We start from the raw sequence: 17,903 nt of genomic DNA, 5'->3' as shown, positions 1-17,903 counted from the left end.
GGTGTCACTTGGAAGATGCGGGCCCGCGGGGACTTTCGGCAGTGTTCATGGCGGGCTTCCTTAAAGTGCGGGAATGGAACAGCGGCCGGGGGCACGGAAGTGCGGGCGTCCGGACCGGATCCGGTCCGGACGCCCTTCCCCTCCGGCGGCCCCTCACAGACCGCGGGTCAACCTTTCACGGCGCCGGCGATGACGGCCTTCGCGAAGTGCTTCTGGATGAACGGGTACAGGCTCACGATCGGGACGAGGGGTATCGGCGAGCCCTAAATTTAGATGAGTCAACAAACAAATTAGCCGCAGTAGGTACCCGATGCAAGTGCACGGCGATGAAAAGTCTGATGTTTTCTGATCTTGGCCGACGAAGTCGGTCTAGTCAATGGGTTCATTACGGTCAAATGCTGACATACAACCTCTGTCGGCCAGAAAATTCAGTATGAATGATTGAATCTTTAGTTGACACAGGCGTCTAAATATTGCAGTCTCTCTATACGCCCGCATCGAGCCGTCGCGCTCGCGGGCGAACCGGCAATCACGAAGCGCGCCAACCGCGGTGCCGCCGCGGTTCATCCAGGGTGCCCTTGGAAGGAACGACATCCATTGATACGCATAACCTCGAAGCTACTGATAGCAGCGGCCCTCTCACTCGCCATGCTGGCCCTGCCCACCGCATCGCAGGCCCAGGAAGAGCCCGACACCGCCCAGTTGAACGCCGAGGAGATCGTCGCGGCCATGCAGCCGGGCTGGAACCTCGGCAACTCGCTCGACGCCATGTGCTGCGGCCCCGGCGACGACGAGACCGCGTGGGGCAACCCGCGCGTCGACTCGACCTTCTTCAATGACATCAAGGCCGAAGGCTTCAACTCGGTCCGCATTCCCGTCAGCTGGGGCAATCACACCGGTCCGGCGCCCGACTACACGGTCGAGCCCGAGACCATGGAGCGCGTGCAGGAGATCGTCGACTTCGCCCTCGAGGCGGACCTCTACGTCATGATCAACACTCACCACGACTCGTGGCAGTGGATCACGAACCTGGCCCAGCCCGAGCAGCACGACGAGGTCATGGCCCAGTACACCGCCACCTGGACCCAGATCGCGGACACCTTCAAGGACTACCCGCAGGAACTGATGTTCGAGTCGGTCAACGAGGTGGGTTTCGACGAGACCTGGTCCCCCGGGACAGAGAAGGACCACGAGCTCATGGCGGAGCTGAACAGCTCCTTCCATGAGATCGTGCGGGGCTCCGGCGGCAACAACGACGACCGCCTGCTGGTCCTGCCTACGCTCCACACCGGAGCCGACCAGGGCGACATGGACGCCCTCGCCTCCGAGATCGAGGCGCTCGACGACCCGATGCTGGCCGCGACGACGCACAACTACAGCTTCTGGCCCTTCAGCGTCAACGTCGCCGGATACCCCTCCTACAACGAAGAGGTCCAGAACCTGCTGGTGGAGAACTTCCAGAGCCAGGTCGACACCTTCGTCTCCAAGGGCATCCCGGTCATCATCGGCGAATACGGCCTGCTCGACAACTACGACAACAAGGTCGAGCGCGGCGAGACGCTGAAGTTCTTCGAGCACTTCGGCTACCTGGCCCGCACCTCCGGCATCACGACCATGTGGTGGGACAACGGCACGCACTTCGACCGCTTCAAGCGAGAGTGGCGCGACCAGGAGCAGTTCGACTACATCTCCTCGGCCTGGACCACCCGCTCCGGCACCGCCTCTTCGGACCTCGTGTTCGTCGACGCCTCGGAGAAGGTCAAGGACCAGTCGGTCACCCTGAACCTCAACGGCCTCGAGTTCCAGGACGTGCGCTTCGGGAACGTCACGCTGAAGCCCCAGCGGGACTACACGCTCGACGGCACCACCTTGACGATCAAGGCGAAGGTGCTGGAGCGCATCCTCGGCGACCGGGAGATCGGGACCACCGCGCAGCTGAAGATCCGCTTCTCCGATGGAATGCCGTGGAAGCTCAACGTGATCAGCTCGGAGGACCCGGTCCTGGAGGACGCCTCCGGCACCAACGAGTCGCTGCTGATCCCGGCGGCGTTCAACGGCGACCAGCTGGCCACGATGGAGTCCGTCTACGCCGACGGCACCGGGGCCGGATACCACGACTGGACTACCTTCCCGGAGTTCTGGGACGATTTCAGGCCCGATTACGAGGACGGGACCATCCAACTGACCAAGCGCTACTTGGACAGCCTCAAGGACGGCGAGCAGGTGTCCCTGACGTTCCACTTCTGGAGCGGCCAGACCCTGGAGTACACCGTCACCCGCGACGGCTCTGTCGTCACCGGAGTCGCCTGACATGCGAAAACCCTTGGGGCGGTGCGAGAAATACACGGCCCCAAGGGCTTTTCCGGGCTACACCCAGACGAGCGCGGCCCGCTCAGTCGCGCAGCGGGGCGGTGCTGTCCCGCACGACGAGTTCGGTGGCGAGTTCGACGCGCTGCTGCGGCAGCGTCTCGCCCGCGGCGAGCGAGACGATCATTCGCGCCGCCGCGGTCCCCATCTCCTTGAGCGGCTGGCGGACCGTGGTGAGCGGCGGCACCGTCCACTTCGCCTTCGGCAGGTCGTCGAAGCCGACCACGCTGAGGTCCTCGGGAATGCGCACGCCCAGTTTCGCCGCGGCGTGGTAGACGCCGACCGCCGTCCCGTCGTTGCAGGCGAAGATCGCCGTGGGCGGATCCGCCAGCCGCAGCAACTCGAACGCCAGGTCGCGACCGGTCCCGATCTCGAAGTCGCCGTGGCGTACGAGCGCCGGATCGACGGGAACGCCGGCCATGTCCAATCCGGACCGGAAGCCGTCGAGGCGGGCCCGGGCGGCCTCCATGCGGTCCGGGCCGGTGATCACCGCGATGCGCCGGTGGCCGAGCCCGGTGAGGTGCCGGGCGGCGGCGAGTCCGCCGTTCCAGTTGCTCGCCCCGGCCGAAGGCGCCGCGGGGTCGGGATCGCCGGTGGGGTCCAGCAGCACCAGCGGGATGTCGCGGCTGTAGAGCCGGTCGCTCTGCCCGGTCTCGAGACCGGAGAACACCGAGATGACGCCGAGCGGACGGCGGGCCAGGACCTCCTCGACCCAATCGTGGCCCGGCACATGGCGTCCGCCCATCTCGGAGACGACGACGCCGAGCCGGTGCTCTCGGGCGACCTCCTGGACGCCGTTGAGGATCTCGATCGCATACAGCCCCCGCAGCTCGTGGAAGAGGACGTCGATGAGGGCGGCCGACTTCGTGGGCCTGCGCTGCCGCCGGTAGCCGTGGGACCGGATGAGGCCCTCGATCTGCTCGCGGGTCGCCGCGCCCACGTCGGAGCGGCCGTTGACCACCTTCGAGACGGTCGCGGTGGAGACGCCGGCCAGGTCGGCGATCTGAGCGATCGTCAGGGGTCCTTTGGGGTTCTGTCCGGAAGTGGGGGAGGGGCTCATCGCGGCAGTCTAGCGCCAGGCGCCACAACCGCTTTCGCCTTCGGTCCGCTGTTGACTAGATATCGAGAAATCTCTATAGTTCGAATCATCTAATTTCGGAAATTCTCTCGAATGTTTCGAAATCGGTTTCAAGTTGTGAGCGATAACAGCAGGCTCTGCTGGCTCATGGAAAGGCAATCAATGCAACGAACGCTTCGCACCCGCATTCTGGGAGCTTTCGCCGTGCTCGCCGTAGCCACGACCCTGGCCTCGAGCGCCGTCACGGCCAACGCCCAGACCGCCGACGACGGGACTGCCGACGAGGTCGGGGCACAGGCCCTGCCGACCTCCTACCAGTGGGAGTCCTCCGGCGCCCTCATCGGCCCCAAGCCCGACGCGACGCACGACGTCGTCTCGGCCAAGGACCCCACGGTGATCCGCCACAACGACGAGTGGCTGGTCTACTTCACCGTCGCGAACACCGACGGGCACTGGAGCCTGGCCTACACCCACTTCTCGGACTGGTCCCAGGCCGCCGACGCTCCCGTGACCTACCTGGACACCAATGCGAACATCGGCACCCGGTACGCCGCCGCGCCGCAGATCTACTACTTCGAGCCCGACGGGCTGTGGTATCTCGTCTACCAGACGGGGCCGCCGTCCTACTCCACCAGTACCGACCCGACGGACCCGCACAGCTGGTCGGCGCCGAAGAACTTCATCGACGAGACGCCTCCCGTCGTCGATGAGAACGGCGGCTTCTGGCTGGACTTCTGGAACGTCTGCGACAGCACCATGTGCTACCTGTTCGGCGCCGACGACAACGGGCGCGTGTACCGCGCCGAGACCACGATCGGCGAGTTCCCGAACGGCTTCCGCAATACCCAGATCGTCCTCCAGGACACCAGGAACAACCTGTTCGAGGGCGGTGCGGTCTACCAGCTCGACAACACCGACACCTACCTGCTCATCTGGGAGTCGATCGGCTCGGACGGCCGCTACTACCGCTCGTACACCGCCGAAGGTCTGGGCGGGCAGTGGCAGCCGCAGGCCGCGAACCAGAACGCCCCGTTCGCCGGGCTCGCGAACATCACGTTCCCCAGCGGTCAATGGACGAAGGACATCAGCCACGGTGAACTCATCCGGGCCGGCAACGACCAGACCATGAACCTCGACACCGGCAACCTCCAGATGCTCTACCAGGGTCGCGACCCGAATTCCGACGGCATGGAGTACTCGCAGCTGCCGTACCGGCTCGGGCTCCTGACCCTTCGAGGAGGCGCCTCGTGCTGACCCCTCCGAATCCCTCATTCCCCGTTTCCGAATCCGCCAAGGAGTATTCGATGGTCTCGGCCGCACCCGATCTCTCGACCCTGTCCCGCTGGACTCGGAACCTGGCCGCGTTCGCGGCGGCCATCATGCTCGCCACCGCCGGACTCCTGGCCTTCCAGGCCGACCGCGCCGAGGCGCAGCCGCCGAGCACCAGCGACTGGTACACGATTGTCTCCCGCCACTCCGGCCTCGCCTTCGACATTCAGGGCGCCTCGACCGCGACTGGCGCGATCCTCACCCAGTACACCAACTGGGAGAACCCCAACCAGCAGTTCCGCTTCATCGACTCAGGCAACGGCTACTACCGGATTCAGGCCCGCCACTCCGGGCAGGTGCTCGACGTCTGGGACTTCAGCACCGCCGACGGCGGCACCATCGCCCAGTACACCAACTTGAACGGCAATAACCAGCAGTGGCAGGTCGCCAAGAACTCGGCCGGCTACTACTCATTCGTCAACCGCCACTCGGGCAAGGCCATCGACGTCTACGGCTGGTCGACCACCGCGGGCGCCCCGATCCGCCAGTGGGCCCCGACGGGCGCGACGAACCAGCAGTTCTCGCTGGTCCCCGTGGGCACCACCTGCGGCGCCGACACCGTCCTCGCCGATATCGGAACCGCCTCTGACGCCTGACCATCCCGGGACCGGGCCGGGGCGATCGGCGCTCTTCCCCGCGCCGCCCGGCCCGGTCCCATCCATCCTGAAAGGACCATAGAATGACCATGCCACGACGTACCCTGCTGTCCCTGGCCGCGACCGGAGCCATTGCCGCGGGCACGGCCGGGACGGCCGCCCTGATCGGGCCCGCCCAGGCGCAACCCGCGGGCGTGCAGGCCGCCCCGACCCAGACCTTCCCGCTCGGCGTCCGCCAGTTCAACTGGAACCGCGACGGTCGCACCCTCGTCACGCGGATCTTCTACCCCGCCGCGACAGGTACCCCCGACGGCAACCCCGTCAGCGACGCCCCCATCGCGGACGGCGCCTTCCCGGTCGTGGAGTGGAGCCACGGCCTCGGCGGCAACCCCGAGAGTTACGGCGTCTGCATCCGGCCTCTCGCGGCGGCCGGGTTCATCGTCCCGGCACCGGTGTTCCCCACGACCACCACGGGATCGGAGGGAAACGTCGGCGACGTGTACAACGGCAACCAGTCCAAGGACGTCACCGAGGTTCTCACCCGGACCCTCGCCCTCGGCGAGTCCGGCTCGGGCGACCCCTTCGAGGGCCGCATGGACACCCAGCTCGGCGTCGGTGCCGCCGGACACTCCTTGGGCGGCATGACCACCCACGGCCTGCTCACCGCCTGGCCTGACCCCCGCATCACCGCCGCGATCCCGTACGCCTGTGTCGACATGGGCGACCCTGACGGCACCGTCGACGCGAAGGTCCTGTTCGTCCACGGCGACCAGGACTCCATCTGCGACTACGACCTCGCCCGCCAGGCCCACGCCGAACTGCCCGCCCCGAAGGCGTTCATGACCCACACCGGGCAGGGCCACGACGAGTTCATCTGGAACGGCCCGACGTACAACCAGACCGTCGCCACCAGCCTCGACTGGATGCGCTGGAGCCTCTACGGCGACACGGACGCCCGCGACCGCCTCGCCTCGGACGCCTCCGGCGGCGGCATCGTCTGGGAAGCCGACCTCGACTGACGAAGGAGACCACCATGTCCTGGCTGGAAATACCCAAAAGCCGCCGGCGGATGCTCATCGGCGGGGCCGGCGTGCTCGCCGGAGCCGCCGCGGCGACAGCCCTCAACCCGTTCGCCCAGGCAGAAGCCCAGCAGACCACCTACGCGAACCCGGTCGTCTGGCAGGACTTCGCCGACGTCGAGGTCATCCGCGTCGGCGCGGACTTCTATATGACCGCGTCGACGATGCACTACTCGCCCGGAGCCCCGGTGCTGCACTCGCGGGACCTGGTGAACTGGGAGTTCATCGGCCACTCGGTGCCCTCGCTCGACTTCGGTGCCAAGTACAGCCTGGACGGCGGGCGCGGCTACGTGCGCGGCATCTGGGCCTCCTCGATCGCCCACCGCGCCAGCGAGAACCGCTTCTACTGGCTGGGGCAGATCGACTTCGCCCGGTCCTACATGTACACCGCGACGAACGCGGCCGGGCCGTGGACGCGCCACGCCGAGCTCGCCCGCGCCTACTACGACTGCGGGATGCTCGTGGACACCGACGACACCATCTACGTCGCCTACGGCAACACCCAGATCTCCGTCGCGCAGCTCTCGGCGGACGGCAAGACCGAGGTCCGCAACCAGCAGGTCTACTCCACGCCGTCGAGCATCGGCACCCTCGAAGGGGCCCGCTTCTACAAGATCAACGGCAGCTACTACATCTTCCTGACCCGACCCGCCAACGGCCAGTACATTCTGAAGTCCAGTTCTCCTTGGGGCCCTTACGAACTGCGGCAGGTCCTGCTCGACATGCCCGGTCCGATCCCCGGCGGCGGCGTCCCCCATCAAGGCGGACTCGTCAATAATCCGGGAGGCGACTGGTACTACATGGCCTTCGTCGACGCCTACCCCGGCGGCCGAATGCCCGCCCTCGCCCCGATCACCTGGACCTCGGACGGATGGCCGCAGGTCACCACGGTGAACGGCGCGTGGGGGAGCAGCTATCCCTTCCCGAACCTCACCCCGCATCCGGTCCCGCCGCTCACCGGCGAGGACACGTTCACCGCCGCGACCCTGGCCGCCAAGTGGGAGTGGAACCACAACCCCGACAACACCAAGTGGGCCACCGGGAACGGGCTGCGCCTCCAGACCGCCACGGTCACGAACGACCTCTACTCGGCGCGCAACACCCTCACCCATCGCATCCAGGGACCCTCCTCGACGGCCACCGTCGAGATCGATCCGTCCGCGATGGCGAACGGCGACCGGGCCGGGCTGGCGATGCTCCGCGACGCCTCGGCCTGGATCGGGCTGCGCCGAGACAATGGCGTCACCCGAATCTCCATGGTGGACGGACTCACCATGGACTCCAACTGGAACACCACCGGCACCGGAACCGAACGCGCGAGCGCCGAACTGTGCTCCGACCGCGTCTGGTTGCGCGTCACCGCCGACATCCGACCCGGCACCGGACGCCAGGCCGTCTTCTCCTACAGCGCCGACGGCACCACCTTCACCGCGCTCGGACCCGCGTTCACCCTCAATAGCAACTGGCAGTTCTTCATGGGCTACCGGTTCGCGGTCTTCAATTACGCCACCGCCGCCCTCGGCGGGGCCGTCACCGTCAACCGGTTCTCGGTCACCGCCTAGATCGTCGACCGGTGATACGTCCGCGCCCCGAGACGCCCTTCGGCATCGGGCGTCTCGGGGCGCGGATCGCGTAATTCAGCGGTACCGATTCTCGTTTCGGCGATCAGTTCCAGGCCTGCTGAAGGCGCTCGTACTCTTCTGCGGTCACCGGGAGCACGGTGCCGTGGCGCGGGCTCGCCGGGAGGTCGTAGTCCGACGAAGGGGTCCACTCGCCACTCGATAGGTCGGTGGTCTCGAAGGGCACGTAGCCACGGCCGCCGAACTCATCGACGAACATGTACCACTTCTCTTCAGTGTTGGACTTGAAGATCAGCGGGCCCTCGCCCTGGTTGATGGATCCGGAGCCGATGCACTCGGTCTGGAAGTCCCATTCGGTGTTCGACAGCGAGGTCGAGGTCTCGCCCATGATGAACTTGCCGCAGGGCGAGCCCGAGGTGTTCGAGCGTTCGTCCTTGGTGAACCGGTAGAAGGTTCCTTCGTCCTCGATGATCGTGGAGTCGATGGTGGAGTAGCCCTTGTCGACCCACACCTGCGGCTGCGAGAAGTTCACGAAGTCGCGGGTGGTCGCGTACATCATCCGGTTGTAGGTGCTGTCGCTGTGGTCGGCGTTCTCATAGAGCTTGGAGGCCCAGAAGACGACGTAGGCGTTCTGCTCCGGGTCCCAGTAGGCCTCGGGCGCCCAGGTGTTGCCGGCCGATTCGGGCGAGACCTGGACGAGGCGACCCTCGCCCCAATCGACCAGGTCGGTCGATTCCCACACCATGATCGAGAGGCTGCCGTGGCGCTGCGCGCCGTCCCAGTCGCCATTGCCGTGGATCTTCAGGTCGGTGGCGATCATGTAGAACCGGTCGCCCTCGGGCGAGCGAATGATGAACGGGTCCCGCACCCCCTGGTCACCCTGGTCGGAGGTGAGGATCGGCTGGCCGCCATTGAGCTCGCCGAAGCGCAGCGGGTCGTTGCCGTCGCTGAGCGCGGCGTAGATCTGCTCGCCGTTCGCGGTGCCTTCGCCGGTGAAGTAGGTGAAGAAGTAGCCCTCGTAGTCGCCGGCCTGCTCCGGCAGCGGCGGGACGGTGGCTTCGAACTTGCGCTTTTCCTTCTCTCCGCCGCGCTCGATGGTGGCCTTCAGGTTGACGGTGTAGGTCTGGCCGCCGGGTTCGTCGCGGTTGACCAGGCCGTCGGTCGAGATCACGTCGGGGTTGTCCGACTTCCAGGTGATGGTGGTTCCATTGGCGCCCTCGGTGGGCAGATGGAGCGCCGAGCGGACATCGTCGACGTTGACCACGTCGAGCGCGGCCGAGTCGGCGGCGACGGCCTCTTGGTCGTCCAGCTCGGCCGGGACGGTCACGGTGAAGTGGCGTTGTTCGGACACGTTCCCCAGGACCACGTTTGCTGTGAGGGTCACCGTCGCATCTTCCTGGTCTGAGGCCGGGCGGACGACCGCGCCGGTGTCGCTGATTACCGCCGAATCACTTGAGACCCAAGTGATCTGCGAGCCGTTGGCGCCCTTGGCGGGCAAGTCCAGGTCGGCCGTGACCGCGCTGGTGTCTCCGAGGTCGATCGCGGCCGCGTCGGCAGCGGCCTTCTCGGCGCCGATGTGGGCGGCCATGTCGCCGATCTCGGCGGCGGGGAGTGCGTCGCCGTAGATGCGGAAGTCGCCGAATCTGCCGTGGAGGTACCGGTCACCGGGGTACATCGAGCGGCCGAGGTAGTTCGCGGCGGTCGCACCGCCGCCGATCTCGCCGGGGGTGATGGTCACGCTCTCGCGGGCGATCTCCTGGCCGTTGAGGTACAGGATCCCGGTGGAGTCGGTGAGGGTGTAGGCCAGGTGGTTCCAGGTGCCGCGGGTGAGGTTCTGGCCGGAGTTCACGTTCTGCTCGCACGTCCAGTGGCAGGTGCTCACGGAGGTGCGGTAGCCGTTGCCGGTGGTGAACAGGTACCCGTCGCCCCGGTCGCCGCTGGTGTTCCCGAGTCCGTAGATGAAGTAGGGGCTCGGCTGGTCGGCTTCGATCCACACCTCGGCGGTGACGGTGATGGAGTCGAGCCCCGCCATGAGGTCGTCGGGCATGTCGACGTGGTCGTCGATGCCGTCGAGTTCGAGGCCGTCACCCCAGGTCGCGCCGCCGACAACCGTGCCGTCGAGGCCGTTGCCGGAGGAATCGTGGACGACGGTGCCGCCCGTCTCGTCGAATTCGTACCAGAGGAGGGGTGAGTTTGGTGTCGCGGCTATGGCCGCCGCGGAGGGGATCGCCACGGCGGCAACCGCCGCCACAGCCGTCCACAGGAGACGTTGAGACTTCATTGTCTATACCGATCTGGGTGGTTATGGAAATATGTTCCGACAGCTTAGCTCGCATATCGACATTAATAAACGCTGGAATATCACAATTTGTGAACGGTAACTACAGGCGCGTGCAGGCAAAGGAGTGGACCCGATGACCGAACCGAGAGTCGTTGGGGCGAAACGAACTCGGCGCTCGCTGAGGACTCGCCGTGCACCCGATTTCGGTAGCGCAGCGGCGATTATCCCACTTCGCGTTTGAATGCGGTGCTGATCGCGCTTGGCGCCGATCCGCGAGGGTCTAACGATTGTCGCCGCTACCGCCGAGCACGCCTCGCTTCTGTCGGTCAGCGAGTTTCGCGATGTTGTGCTCGGCGACATCATCTAGCGCCAGATCGAAGTGGTCCGCGATAACGGCGAGGTACCAAAGCGTGTCGCCGAGTTCCTGCTTGACGTCCTCGGTGTCCCACTGAGAGAAGTCGCTGCCCTTGTCGCGAACGATCTTCTTCGCCTTCTCCGCGATCTCGCCCGTCTCACCCACGAGGCCGAGCAGGAGATGAAACAGCTCATTGTGCTTGTGCCGGGGGGCGGCGGTGCGAAGTGCCGCCTCCTGATATTCATCCAAGTTCATGCCCTAAGCGTATGGGCTCTCTTGCGGGGTAAGGAAGAAGCCTCTGCGAGGCCAGCGCCCGGGCCGCGGCGTCGCGACCACGATCGCGCCGGGCGACCAGGACTGTGAACGTGCACGCAAGTTGGGCGTATTTGCGCTTGAAACCGCTTTCATCGGTCGCGGTCGTTTCCGAACTGCAATCATTTTATCGAAATAATCTTCGGTCAAAAGCCGCATAAAGGTCATATATGTCTTGTGTCCAGTGATGCATATCGCTACTTTGATGTAAACGTTCACAGTCCGGTGGTGCCCACCGTCGGCACCCGGATTCCCCTCATCACTGATCGACCAAGACAAGGACTTGACATGCGAAGCAATGGAGCTGCCGCGGACCTGGCGCTGAACCGCCGTCGTCTGCTCGCCCTGGGCGGTCTCACCGCGACCGCCGGCACGTTGGCCGCCTGCGGCGGGCCCACTGAGAGCGAGGAGGACGACGGCGACCTCGAATGGGACGAAGAGGCCCAGCAGTACGTGTTGGAGGAGGAGATCGCCAACGGCGAGGCCTCCCTCAAGGTCTGGTTCGAGGAGGACTACCTGGCCGAGGCCGTCATCGCCGCCTTCAACGAGCAGTATCCCGACGTCAAGGTCGAATACGAACTGGTCGGCAAGCACGACGCGGTCGACAAGATGGCCCTGGCCGGCGAAGCCGGGACCGGCGCCGACGTCTTCATGACCTTCTACAACGAGATCCCCAACGCGATCGACGACGGCACCGCCGCGCCCCTCGGCCGGTACCAGGAGATCCTCGAATCACGCATCAGCCTGACCTTCACGGGCGTGGTCGGCAACGACGACGGCGACATGCACGCCGTCCCGGTCACCACCGAGTCGATGGCCCTGATGTACAACATGACGCTCCTCGAGGAGCTCACCGGCTCGCCCGAGCCCGCCGGCACCTGGGAGGAGATCGTCGAACTCGCCGAGACCTATAACGACCCGGGGGCCAACCGGTGGACGATCCGCATGTCCACCATGGAGATCTACCGTGCCTACCCGATCCTGGCATCCGCGGGCTGGCAGGTCTACCCCGACGGCAACGTCGACGAACCCGGCTTCGGCGACCCGGCCCTGGCCGAGGCGCTGGAGTACTACGCCGGTCTGCGCGAGATCTACAACGTGCCGAGCGCCGACAGCACCTGGGAGGTCATCGAGGAGGGCTTCGCCAAGGGCGAGACCCCGTACGTCACCACCGGTCCCTGGAGCTTCTCGCTCTTCGACGAAGGGGCCGAGAAGAACGGCTTCGAATACGGGGTCACCACGATGCCCGCCGTGGAAGGCGGCGGTCCGGCCGCGACCTTCGCCGGGATGCACGTCGCAGCCGTCTCGGGCTACTCGGAATACCCGGCCGCGGCGCGTGTCTTCGCGAACTTCATGGCCTCCGACGCCGGTGCCGCCGCCGTGTACGCCTCGAGCGGCCAGATCCCGGCCCTCAACGAGGACCTGCTCTCGGGTGTGGAAGGGATCGGGGACGACCCGCACGTGGGCGGCATCGTCGCCCAGTCCGCTCAGGCCGAACTCGTTCCTCAGGTGCCGGAGTACTTCTGGGAGGTCGGCGACGCGATGGTCGTCGACGTGTGGGACGACCTGTCCGACTCCGCCGCGGCCCAGGAGAAGGCCGTGACGACGTACAACGAACTGCACGGGATCTAGGGATCAACCGCTGTGACCACCACTGAGACCCCCGAGCTCCCCTCTCCGGCCCGCACCCCGCGCGGGCCGGAGAGGGCCCGCCCCGGGCTCCCCACACCGGTGCCGGGCCTCGCCTCGGCGCTGGTGTGGGGCGCGGGCCAGCTGATCAACCGTCAAGTGGGCAAGGCCGCGTTCTTCTTCGCGTTCTTCGCCGGGACCGTCCTCTGGGAGATCGTCTCCGGCAACTACTACGCCGGCATGGAGTTCACACCACGCTCGAACGGCGGGTTCTTCGTCCGCGGACTGTGGGGCCTGTTCACCCTCGGCACGCAGCCGCGCGAGATGACCCTGACCGGTTTGACCGAGGGCGACAACTCGATCGTCCTCATGGCCAACGGCCTCATCGCCCTCCTGACGCTGGCGCTGCTCGCCATCGTCTGGATCTGGAGCGTTCGCGACGCGGCCCGCTATCGCGCCGCCCTGAACGGCGGCGGCCAGACCGAGGCCTCCGGCGCCTACTTCGGGCGCCTGTGGGAGGGCGCCTTCGCCTACATCGCACTGTCGCCCGGTCTGATCCTGCTGGTCTTCATGTCGGTGCTGCCCGTGCTCTTCGGCATCCTCGTGGCGTTCACCGACTACAGCCGCGACAACCTGCCGCCGAAGAACCTCGTCGGCTGGGTGGGCCTGGAGAACTTCGCGACGATCTTCACAGTCCCCTCGTGGGCAGCGACCTTCGGGGGCATCCTCGTCTGGACCCTCGTGTGGGCGGTCGTCGCGACCGTCACGACCTACGCGGCGGGCCTGCTCATTGCCGTGCTCCTGGCGAGCAAGAGGGTCAAGTTCCCCCGGATGTGGCGCTCGATCTACCTGCTGCCGTGGGCCGTGCCCGCGATCGTCTCAGCGCTGGTGTTCCGCTCGATGTTCAACGGCCAGTTCGGTCCCATCAGCCAATGGCTGGTCGACGTCGGACTCACCGACGAGCGCGTCTACTGGTTCACTGACCCGACCAGCCCGAACCTGGCGCGAGGGGTCGCCCTCCTGGTCAACCTGTGGCTCGGATTCCCGTTCTTCATGGCCCTGGTCGGCGGCGTCCTCGCGAACATTCCCGACAGCTACTACGAAGCCGCCCGCATCGATGGCGCCGGGCCCTTGCAGCAGTTCCGCTACATCACCGTGCCGATCGTCCAGCGGACGGTCACGCCTCTGATCATCCTGGCGTTCGTGCACAACTTCAACAACTTCGGGGTGATTTACTTCCTCACCGAAGGGGGTCCAGACAATGTGGACTACCGGTTCGCCGGCAGCACCGACCTGCTCGTCACCTGGCTGTTCAAGCTCACGCTCGACAACCGCCTTTACAACATCGGCGCGGTGATGAGCCTGGTCATCTTCGTCATCGTCGGCTCCATCTCGGTACTGAACCTCAACCGCACCAAAGCGATCCGGGAGCTCTGACCCATGGCCGCCACTCCAGCGAACCCCGAGCTCCGGCCCCCGGTGAACCCGAACCGCCCCCGCCGCCGCGGGGGCACCGTCGAAGGCCGACAGCGGCTGCGCGACGGCGCCACCGGCGTGCTCGTCCACCTCGTACTCGTGATCGTCGCGGTCATCGTGATCTACCCGCTCATGTGGGTCGTCGGCTCCTCCTTCGGCCCCGGCGGGGGACTGGCGAACGCCACCCCCATTCCCGAGAACGCGACCTTCGACAACTACCTCCACCTGTTCACACAGACGAACTACGGGCGCTGGTACCTCAACTCGCTCTACGTCGCGACGCTGAACATGATCGGCTCGGTCACCCTGTCGGCGCTGTGCGGCTGGGTGTTCGCCCGCATCCGCTTCCGCGGTCGCAAAGCCAGCATGCTCGGGATCCTCATCCTCCAGATGTTCCCCAGCTTCCTGACCGCCATCGCCGTCTACATGCTGTTCCTCAACTTCGGCCTGCTCGACTCGCTCACGGGCCTGGCACTGGTGAGCATCGCCGCCACCCTGCCCTACAACACCTGGCTCATGAAGGGCTACACCGACAACCTGCCCGCGAGCCTGGACGAGGCCGCGGCGATCGACGGCGCCAGCCGCCTCACGATCTTCCGCAAGATCATCCTGCCGCTCATGCGACCCATGCTCACCTTCGTGGCCATCACGTCGTTCACGATGCCGTGGATGGACTTCATCCTCCCCAGGCTGCTGCTCCAGAGCAGCGGCAAGCAGACCGTGGCCCTGGGCCTGTTCCAGATGATCACCGACCAGTACAGCAACGACTTCACCACCTTCGCCGCCGGCGCGGTGGCGCTCGCCCTGCCCATCACGATCCTCTACATCGTCCTGCAACGCCACCTGGTCACCGGGGCCATGGCGGGCGCGGAGAAGGGATGAGGTCCCCACGGCCGCAACAGGTCGGGTCCGACAGGGCCCGCTCAAGCTCGGTGGCGGCTCCTCGCCGCCGTTAACGGGCGCCCAGCGGCGCCCGACCCCCCTCGATCGCAAAGGAGCGACACATGAGACGGATGTTCGCGGTGGCCCTGGTGGCCGCCATGAGTTTCGTCGCGTTCGCCACGGCCTCCCCGGCCCAGGCAGTCAGAGACGACTTCTACATGGGCGTCGACGTCGGCACACTCGCCGAGGTCGAGGCCGCCGGCGAGCGTTTCTACGACGACGGCGTGCAGGGCGACGCACTGCAGATCATGGCCGACAGCGGCGCCAACCTGGTGCGGCTGCGGCTGTGGAACGACCCGTACAGCACCTCGGGCCAGGCCTACGGCGGCGGCACGAACGACCTGGAGAAGACCATCGAGTTGGCGCAGCGCGCCAAGGACCTCGGCATGGACGTCCTCCTCGACCTCCACTACTCGGACTTCTGGGCCGACCCGGGCAAGCAGATCAAGCCCAAGGCCTGGCAGAGCCTGTCCTACAACCAGCTGGTCACCGCGGTGCGCGACTACTCCCGCGACGTCGTGTCGCAGATGACGGCCGCGGGCGCCACACCCGACATCGTCCAGGTGGGCAACGAGATCACCCACGGGATGCTGCAGCCCACCGGCAGCACCTCCAACTGGAACCAGCTCGGCGGCCTGCTCAAGGCCGGCATCGAGGGCGTCCACGCGGGCGGCAGCGGTATCGAGATCGCGCTGCACCTCGACCGCGGCGGGAACAACGGGGCGTACCGCACCTGGTTCGACAACGCCCGTGCGCAGGGCGTCCCGTACGACATCATCGCCCTGTCCTACTACCCGTACTGGCACGGCACGATGAGCCAGTTGCGGAACAACATGAACGACGTGGCCTCGCGCTACGGCAAGGACGTCATGGTCGTGGAGACCGCCTACGCCTGGACCCTCCAGGACGGCGACGGCCGCGGCAACATCTTCACCAGCAGCCACGCCCAGGAATCGGGCTACGCGGCCACGGTGCAAGGCCAGACGCAGTTCCTGCGGGATCTGCAGGACGCCATCGCCGACGTGCCGAACGACCGCGGGCGCGGCCTGGTCTGGTGGGAGGCGGCATGGACCGGCGACACCAGCTGGGCCACGCCGGCGGGCATGTCGTACATCAACGACCACGCCGGTGAGAGCAATTCCTGGGACAACCAGACCCTGTTCGACCACAACGGGAACAAGCTGTCGACACTGGACTTCTTCGGCGAGGTGACCGGTGGCGGCGACCCCGGCCCCGGGCCGGGCCAGGACGAACTGACCAATGGCGGCTTCGAGTCCGGGAGCGGCAGATCCGCCACCGGCTGGAACGTCTGGGCCCAGAACAGCGCCGACTCCGACGCGGTCTTCCGGGAGACCCGCGGGAGCATCTACCAGGGCACCAGCAAGCTCACGTTCTGGAAGGGCTCGGCGTACACCGCCTCGGCCTACCAGTCGCAGAGTGTGCCGAACGGGACCTACACGCTCACCGCCTGGGTCATGAACGGCGGCGGCCAGACCACCGCGCGCATGTACGCCAAGGGATACGGCGGCAGTGAACGCCAAGCCAATCTCCCCGTCACCTCCCAGTGGACGAAGGTGTCCATCACCGGCGTCCAGGTCACGAGCGGTCGGATCGAGGTCGGGTTCTACTCGGTCGCCAGGGCCGGCAACTGGATCAATATCGATGCGGTCAGCCTGACCCGCACCGCGTAAGCGAAGGCGAGGAGGCCGCCCTGGGCGCGGGCGGCCTCCTTGCCTGACACCGAAGGCGAGGAGGCCGCCTGGCACCGACGGCGCGGGCGGCCTCCTCGCCCTCGGTGCCAGGCGAGGATCAACATTGGAACTCAAGGGAGCGTTGAAGAACTTGGCACGGAAACGACCGACGATCAACGATGTCGCGACGGCCTCCGGCGTTTCGCGCGGCACGGTCTCGCGCGTCCTCAACGGACACGCCAACGTCTCCCTGGCCGCCGAGCTGGCGGTGCGGCGGGCGGTCGCCGAGACTGGGTACGTCGTCAATCGGGCCGCCCGGAGCCTCAAGACCAGCCGCACCGGTTCGATCGTCATGGTGCTGTCCGAGCCGCAGGAGCGCCTGTTCGAGGACCCGAACTTCTCGGTCCTGTTGCGCGTGGCGACGAACCAGCTGGCGGAGCGGGACATGTCGCTGGTGCTCATGATCGCCGGGGACCGCGGCGGCCGCGACCGAGTCGCGCGCTACCTGCGCGGCGGCCACGCCGACGGGACGCTGCTCGTCTCCACCCACGCCGGCGATCCGCTGCTGGAGGAGATAGAACGCGCCGGTGTGCCCGCCGTCGCCTGCGGCGCGGTGCTCGGCCGCGAGAGCGTCATTCCCTATGCCACCGCCGACGATCACGGCGGGGCGCAGCAGATCACCGAGTATCTGGTGGGCCAGGGGCGGCGCAGGATCGGCATGATCACCGGCCCGCTCGACACCCCCGGCGGTCTGCTGCGTCTGGAGGGCTTCACCAGCGTGCTGGGACGGAAGGCGACGAAGCGGCGGATCGTCAACAGCGACTACACGCAGGCCGGCGGCGAGGCCGCGATGCGCGAACTCCTCGATTCGGTCCCCGACCTCGATGCGGTCTTCGTGGCCTCCGACCTCATGGCCGCCGGCGCGCTTCAGGCGCTGCACGCGGCCGGGCGCCGCGTCCCCGACGACGTGGCGGTCGGCGGCTTCGACGACTCGATCATCGCCACCGCGACCCGCCCGATGCTCACCACCGTGCGGCAGCCCCTCGCCAAGGTGGCCGAGGAGACGGTCCGGCTCCTGATCGCGCTGCTCGACGAGCGGGACGTCGAGCCGGTGGTGCTCTCGACCGACCTGATCGTCCGCGACAGTACTTGATGGACGGCTTGACTAGCAATCGTTATATCGTTATA

At 66.6% G+C, this 17,903-nt stretch carries 13 protein-coding genes; 10 read left to right on the top strand and 3 right to left on the bottom strand.

Translation table 11 applies throughout. From position 1 onward, the window contains the following. Nucleotides 1-597: 597 nt before the first annotated feature. Nucleotides 598-2,310 carry a cellulase family glycosylhydrolase gene (locus FAB82_RS21640; RefSeq protein WP_211116758.1) on the top strand — a complete coding sequence of 571 codons (1,713 nt, stop codon included), beginning with the start codon at nucleotides 598-600 and terminating at the stop codon, nucleotides 2,308-2,310. 82 nt (nucleotides 2,311-2,392) lie between these two features. Here FAB82_RS21640 and FAB82_RS21635 read toward each other — a convergent pair whose 3' ends face one another. After that, a complete protein-coding gene (locus tag FAB82_RS21635) occupies nucleotides 2,393-3,427 on the bottom strand; it encodes a LacI family DNA-binding transcriptional regulator (RefSeq protein WP_136536639.1) in 1,035 nt (344 codons plus the stop codon). 180 nt (nucleotides 3,428-3,607) lie between these two features. Here FAB82_RS21635 and FAB82_RS21630 point away from each other — a divergent pair, with 180 nt between their 5' ends. From FAB82_RS21630 to FAB82_RS21615, 4 genes are all read left to right on the top strand, one after another. Then, nucleotides 3,608-4,699: a glycoside hydrolase family 62 protein gene (locus FAB82_RS21630; RefSeq protein WP_211116757.1), complete on the top strand. Its 1,092-nt coding sequence runs from the start codon at nucleotides 3,608-3,610 to the stop codon at nucleotides 4,697-4,699. Further along, nucleotides 4,693-5,370: an RICIN domain-containing protein gene (locus FAB82_RS21625; RefSeq protein ID WP_136536637.1), complete on the top strand. Its 678-nt coding sequence runs from the start codon at nucleotides 4,693-4,695 to the stop codon at nucleotides 5,368-5,370. Before FAB82_RS21630 ends, FAB82_RS21625 begins: the two co-directional genes overlap by 7 nt. An 89-nt stretch (nucleotides 5,371-5,459) precedes the next feature. Beyond that, nucleotides 5,460-6,389: an alpha/beta hydrolase family protein gene (locus FAB82_RS21620; protein ID WP_211116756.1), complete on the top strand. Its 930-nt coding sequence runs from the start codon at nucleotides 5,460-5,462 to the stop codon at nucleotides 6,387-6,389. 14 nt (nucleotides 6,390-6,403) lie between these two features. Beyond that, the gene (locus FAB82_RS21615; protein ID WP_136536635.1) at nucleotides 6,404-8,011 is read left to right on the top strand and encodes a glycoside hydrolase family 43 protein; all 1,608 of its coding nucleotides are present in this window, start codon (nucleotides 6,404-6,406) and stop codon (nucleotides 8,009-8,011) included. 103 nt (nucleotides 8,012-8,114) lie between these two features. On the opposite strand, the gene FAB82_RS21610 is transcribed toward FAB82_RS21615, so the two are convergent. Together FAB82_RS21610 and FAB82_RS21605 are read right to left on the bottom strand one after the other, a co-directional pair. Continuing rightward, the gene (locus FAB82_RS21610) at nucleotides 8,115-10,310 is read right to left on the bottom strand and encodes an immunoglobulin-like domain-containing protein (protein ID WP_136536634.1); all 2,196 of its coding nucleotides are present in this window, start codon (nucleotides 10,308-10,310) and stop codon (nucleotides 8,115-8,117) included. 280 nt (nucleotides 10,311-10,590) lie between these two features. Then, nucleotides 10,591-10,920, bottom strand: coding sequence for a nucleoside triphosphate pyrophosphohydrolase family protein (locus tag FAB82_RS21605; protein ID WP_136536633.1), 330 nt, complete (start codon nucleotides 10,918-10,920; stop codon nucleotides 10,591-10,593). Nucleotides 10,921-11,265: 345 nt separating this feature from the next. Here FAB82_RS21605 and FAB82_RS21600 point away from each other — a divergent pair, with 345 nt between their 5' ends. The 5 genes from FAB82_RS21600 to FAB82_RS21580 all read left to right on the top strand — a co-directional run bounded on the left by FAB82_RS21600 (nucleotide 11,266) and on the right by FAB82_RS21580 (nucleotide 17,868). Further along, complete coding sequence (locus FAB82_RS21600) at nucleotides 11,266-12,609, top strand: sugar ABC transporter substrate-binding protein (RefSeq protein WP_136536632.1); 1,344 nt, start codon at nucleotides 11,266-11,268, stop codon at nucleotides 12,607-12,609. Nucleotides 12,610-12,621: 12 nt separating this feature from the next. After that, nucleotides 12,622-14,043 (top strand): carbohydrate ABC transporter permease, encoded by a 1,422-nt coding sequence (locus FAB82_RS21595; protein WP_211116755.1) that lies wholly within the window; start codon nucleotides 12,622-12,624, stop codon nucleotides 14,041-14,043. A gap of 3 nt (nucleotides 14,044-14,046) precedes the next feature. Further along, nucleotides 14,047-14,964: a sugar ABC transporter permease gene (locus tag FAB82_RS21590; protein ID WP_136536631.1), complete on the top strand. Its 918-nt coding sequence runs from the start codon at nucleotides 14,047-14,049 to the stop codon at nucleotides 14,962-14,964. 122 nt (nucleotides 14,965-15,086) lie between these two features. Further along, on the top strand, nucleotides 15,087-16,715 hold the full coding sequence (locus tag FAB82_RS21585) for a glycoside hydrolase family 53 protein (protein WP_136536630.1): 1,629 nt from the start codon (nucleotides 15,087-15,089) through the stop codon (nucleotides 16,713-16,715). Between the two features lie 151 nt (nucleotides 16,716-16,866). Further along, a complete protein-coding gene (locus FAB82_RS21580) occupies nucleotides 16,867-17,868 on the top strand; it encodes a LacI family DNA-binding transcriptional regulator (protein ID WP_211116754.1) in 1,002 nt (333 codons plus the stop codon). The last annotated feature ends 35 nt before the right edge of the window (nucleotides 17,869-17,903 follow it).

Source organism: Glycomyces buryatensis, from assembly GCF_004912275.1.
GTDB classification, from domain to species: domain Bacteria; phylum Actinomycetota; class Actinomycetes; order Mycobacteriales; family Micromonosporaceae; genus Glycomyces; species Glycomyces buryatensis.
The sequence above is the reverse complement of the archived record's forward strand: the minus strand, read 5'-3'. Positions and strand labels throughout refer to the sequence as shown.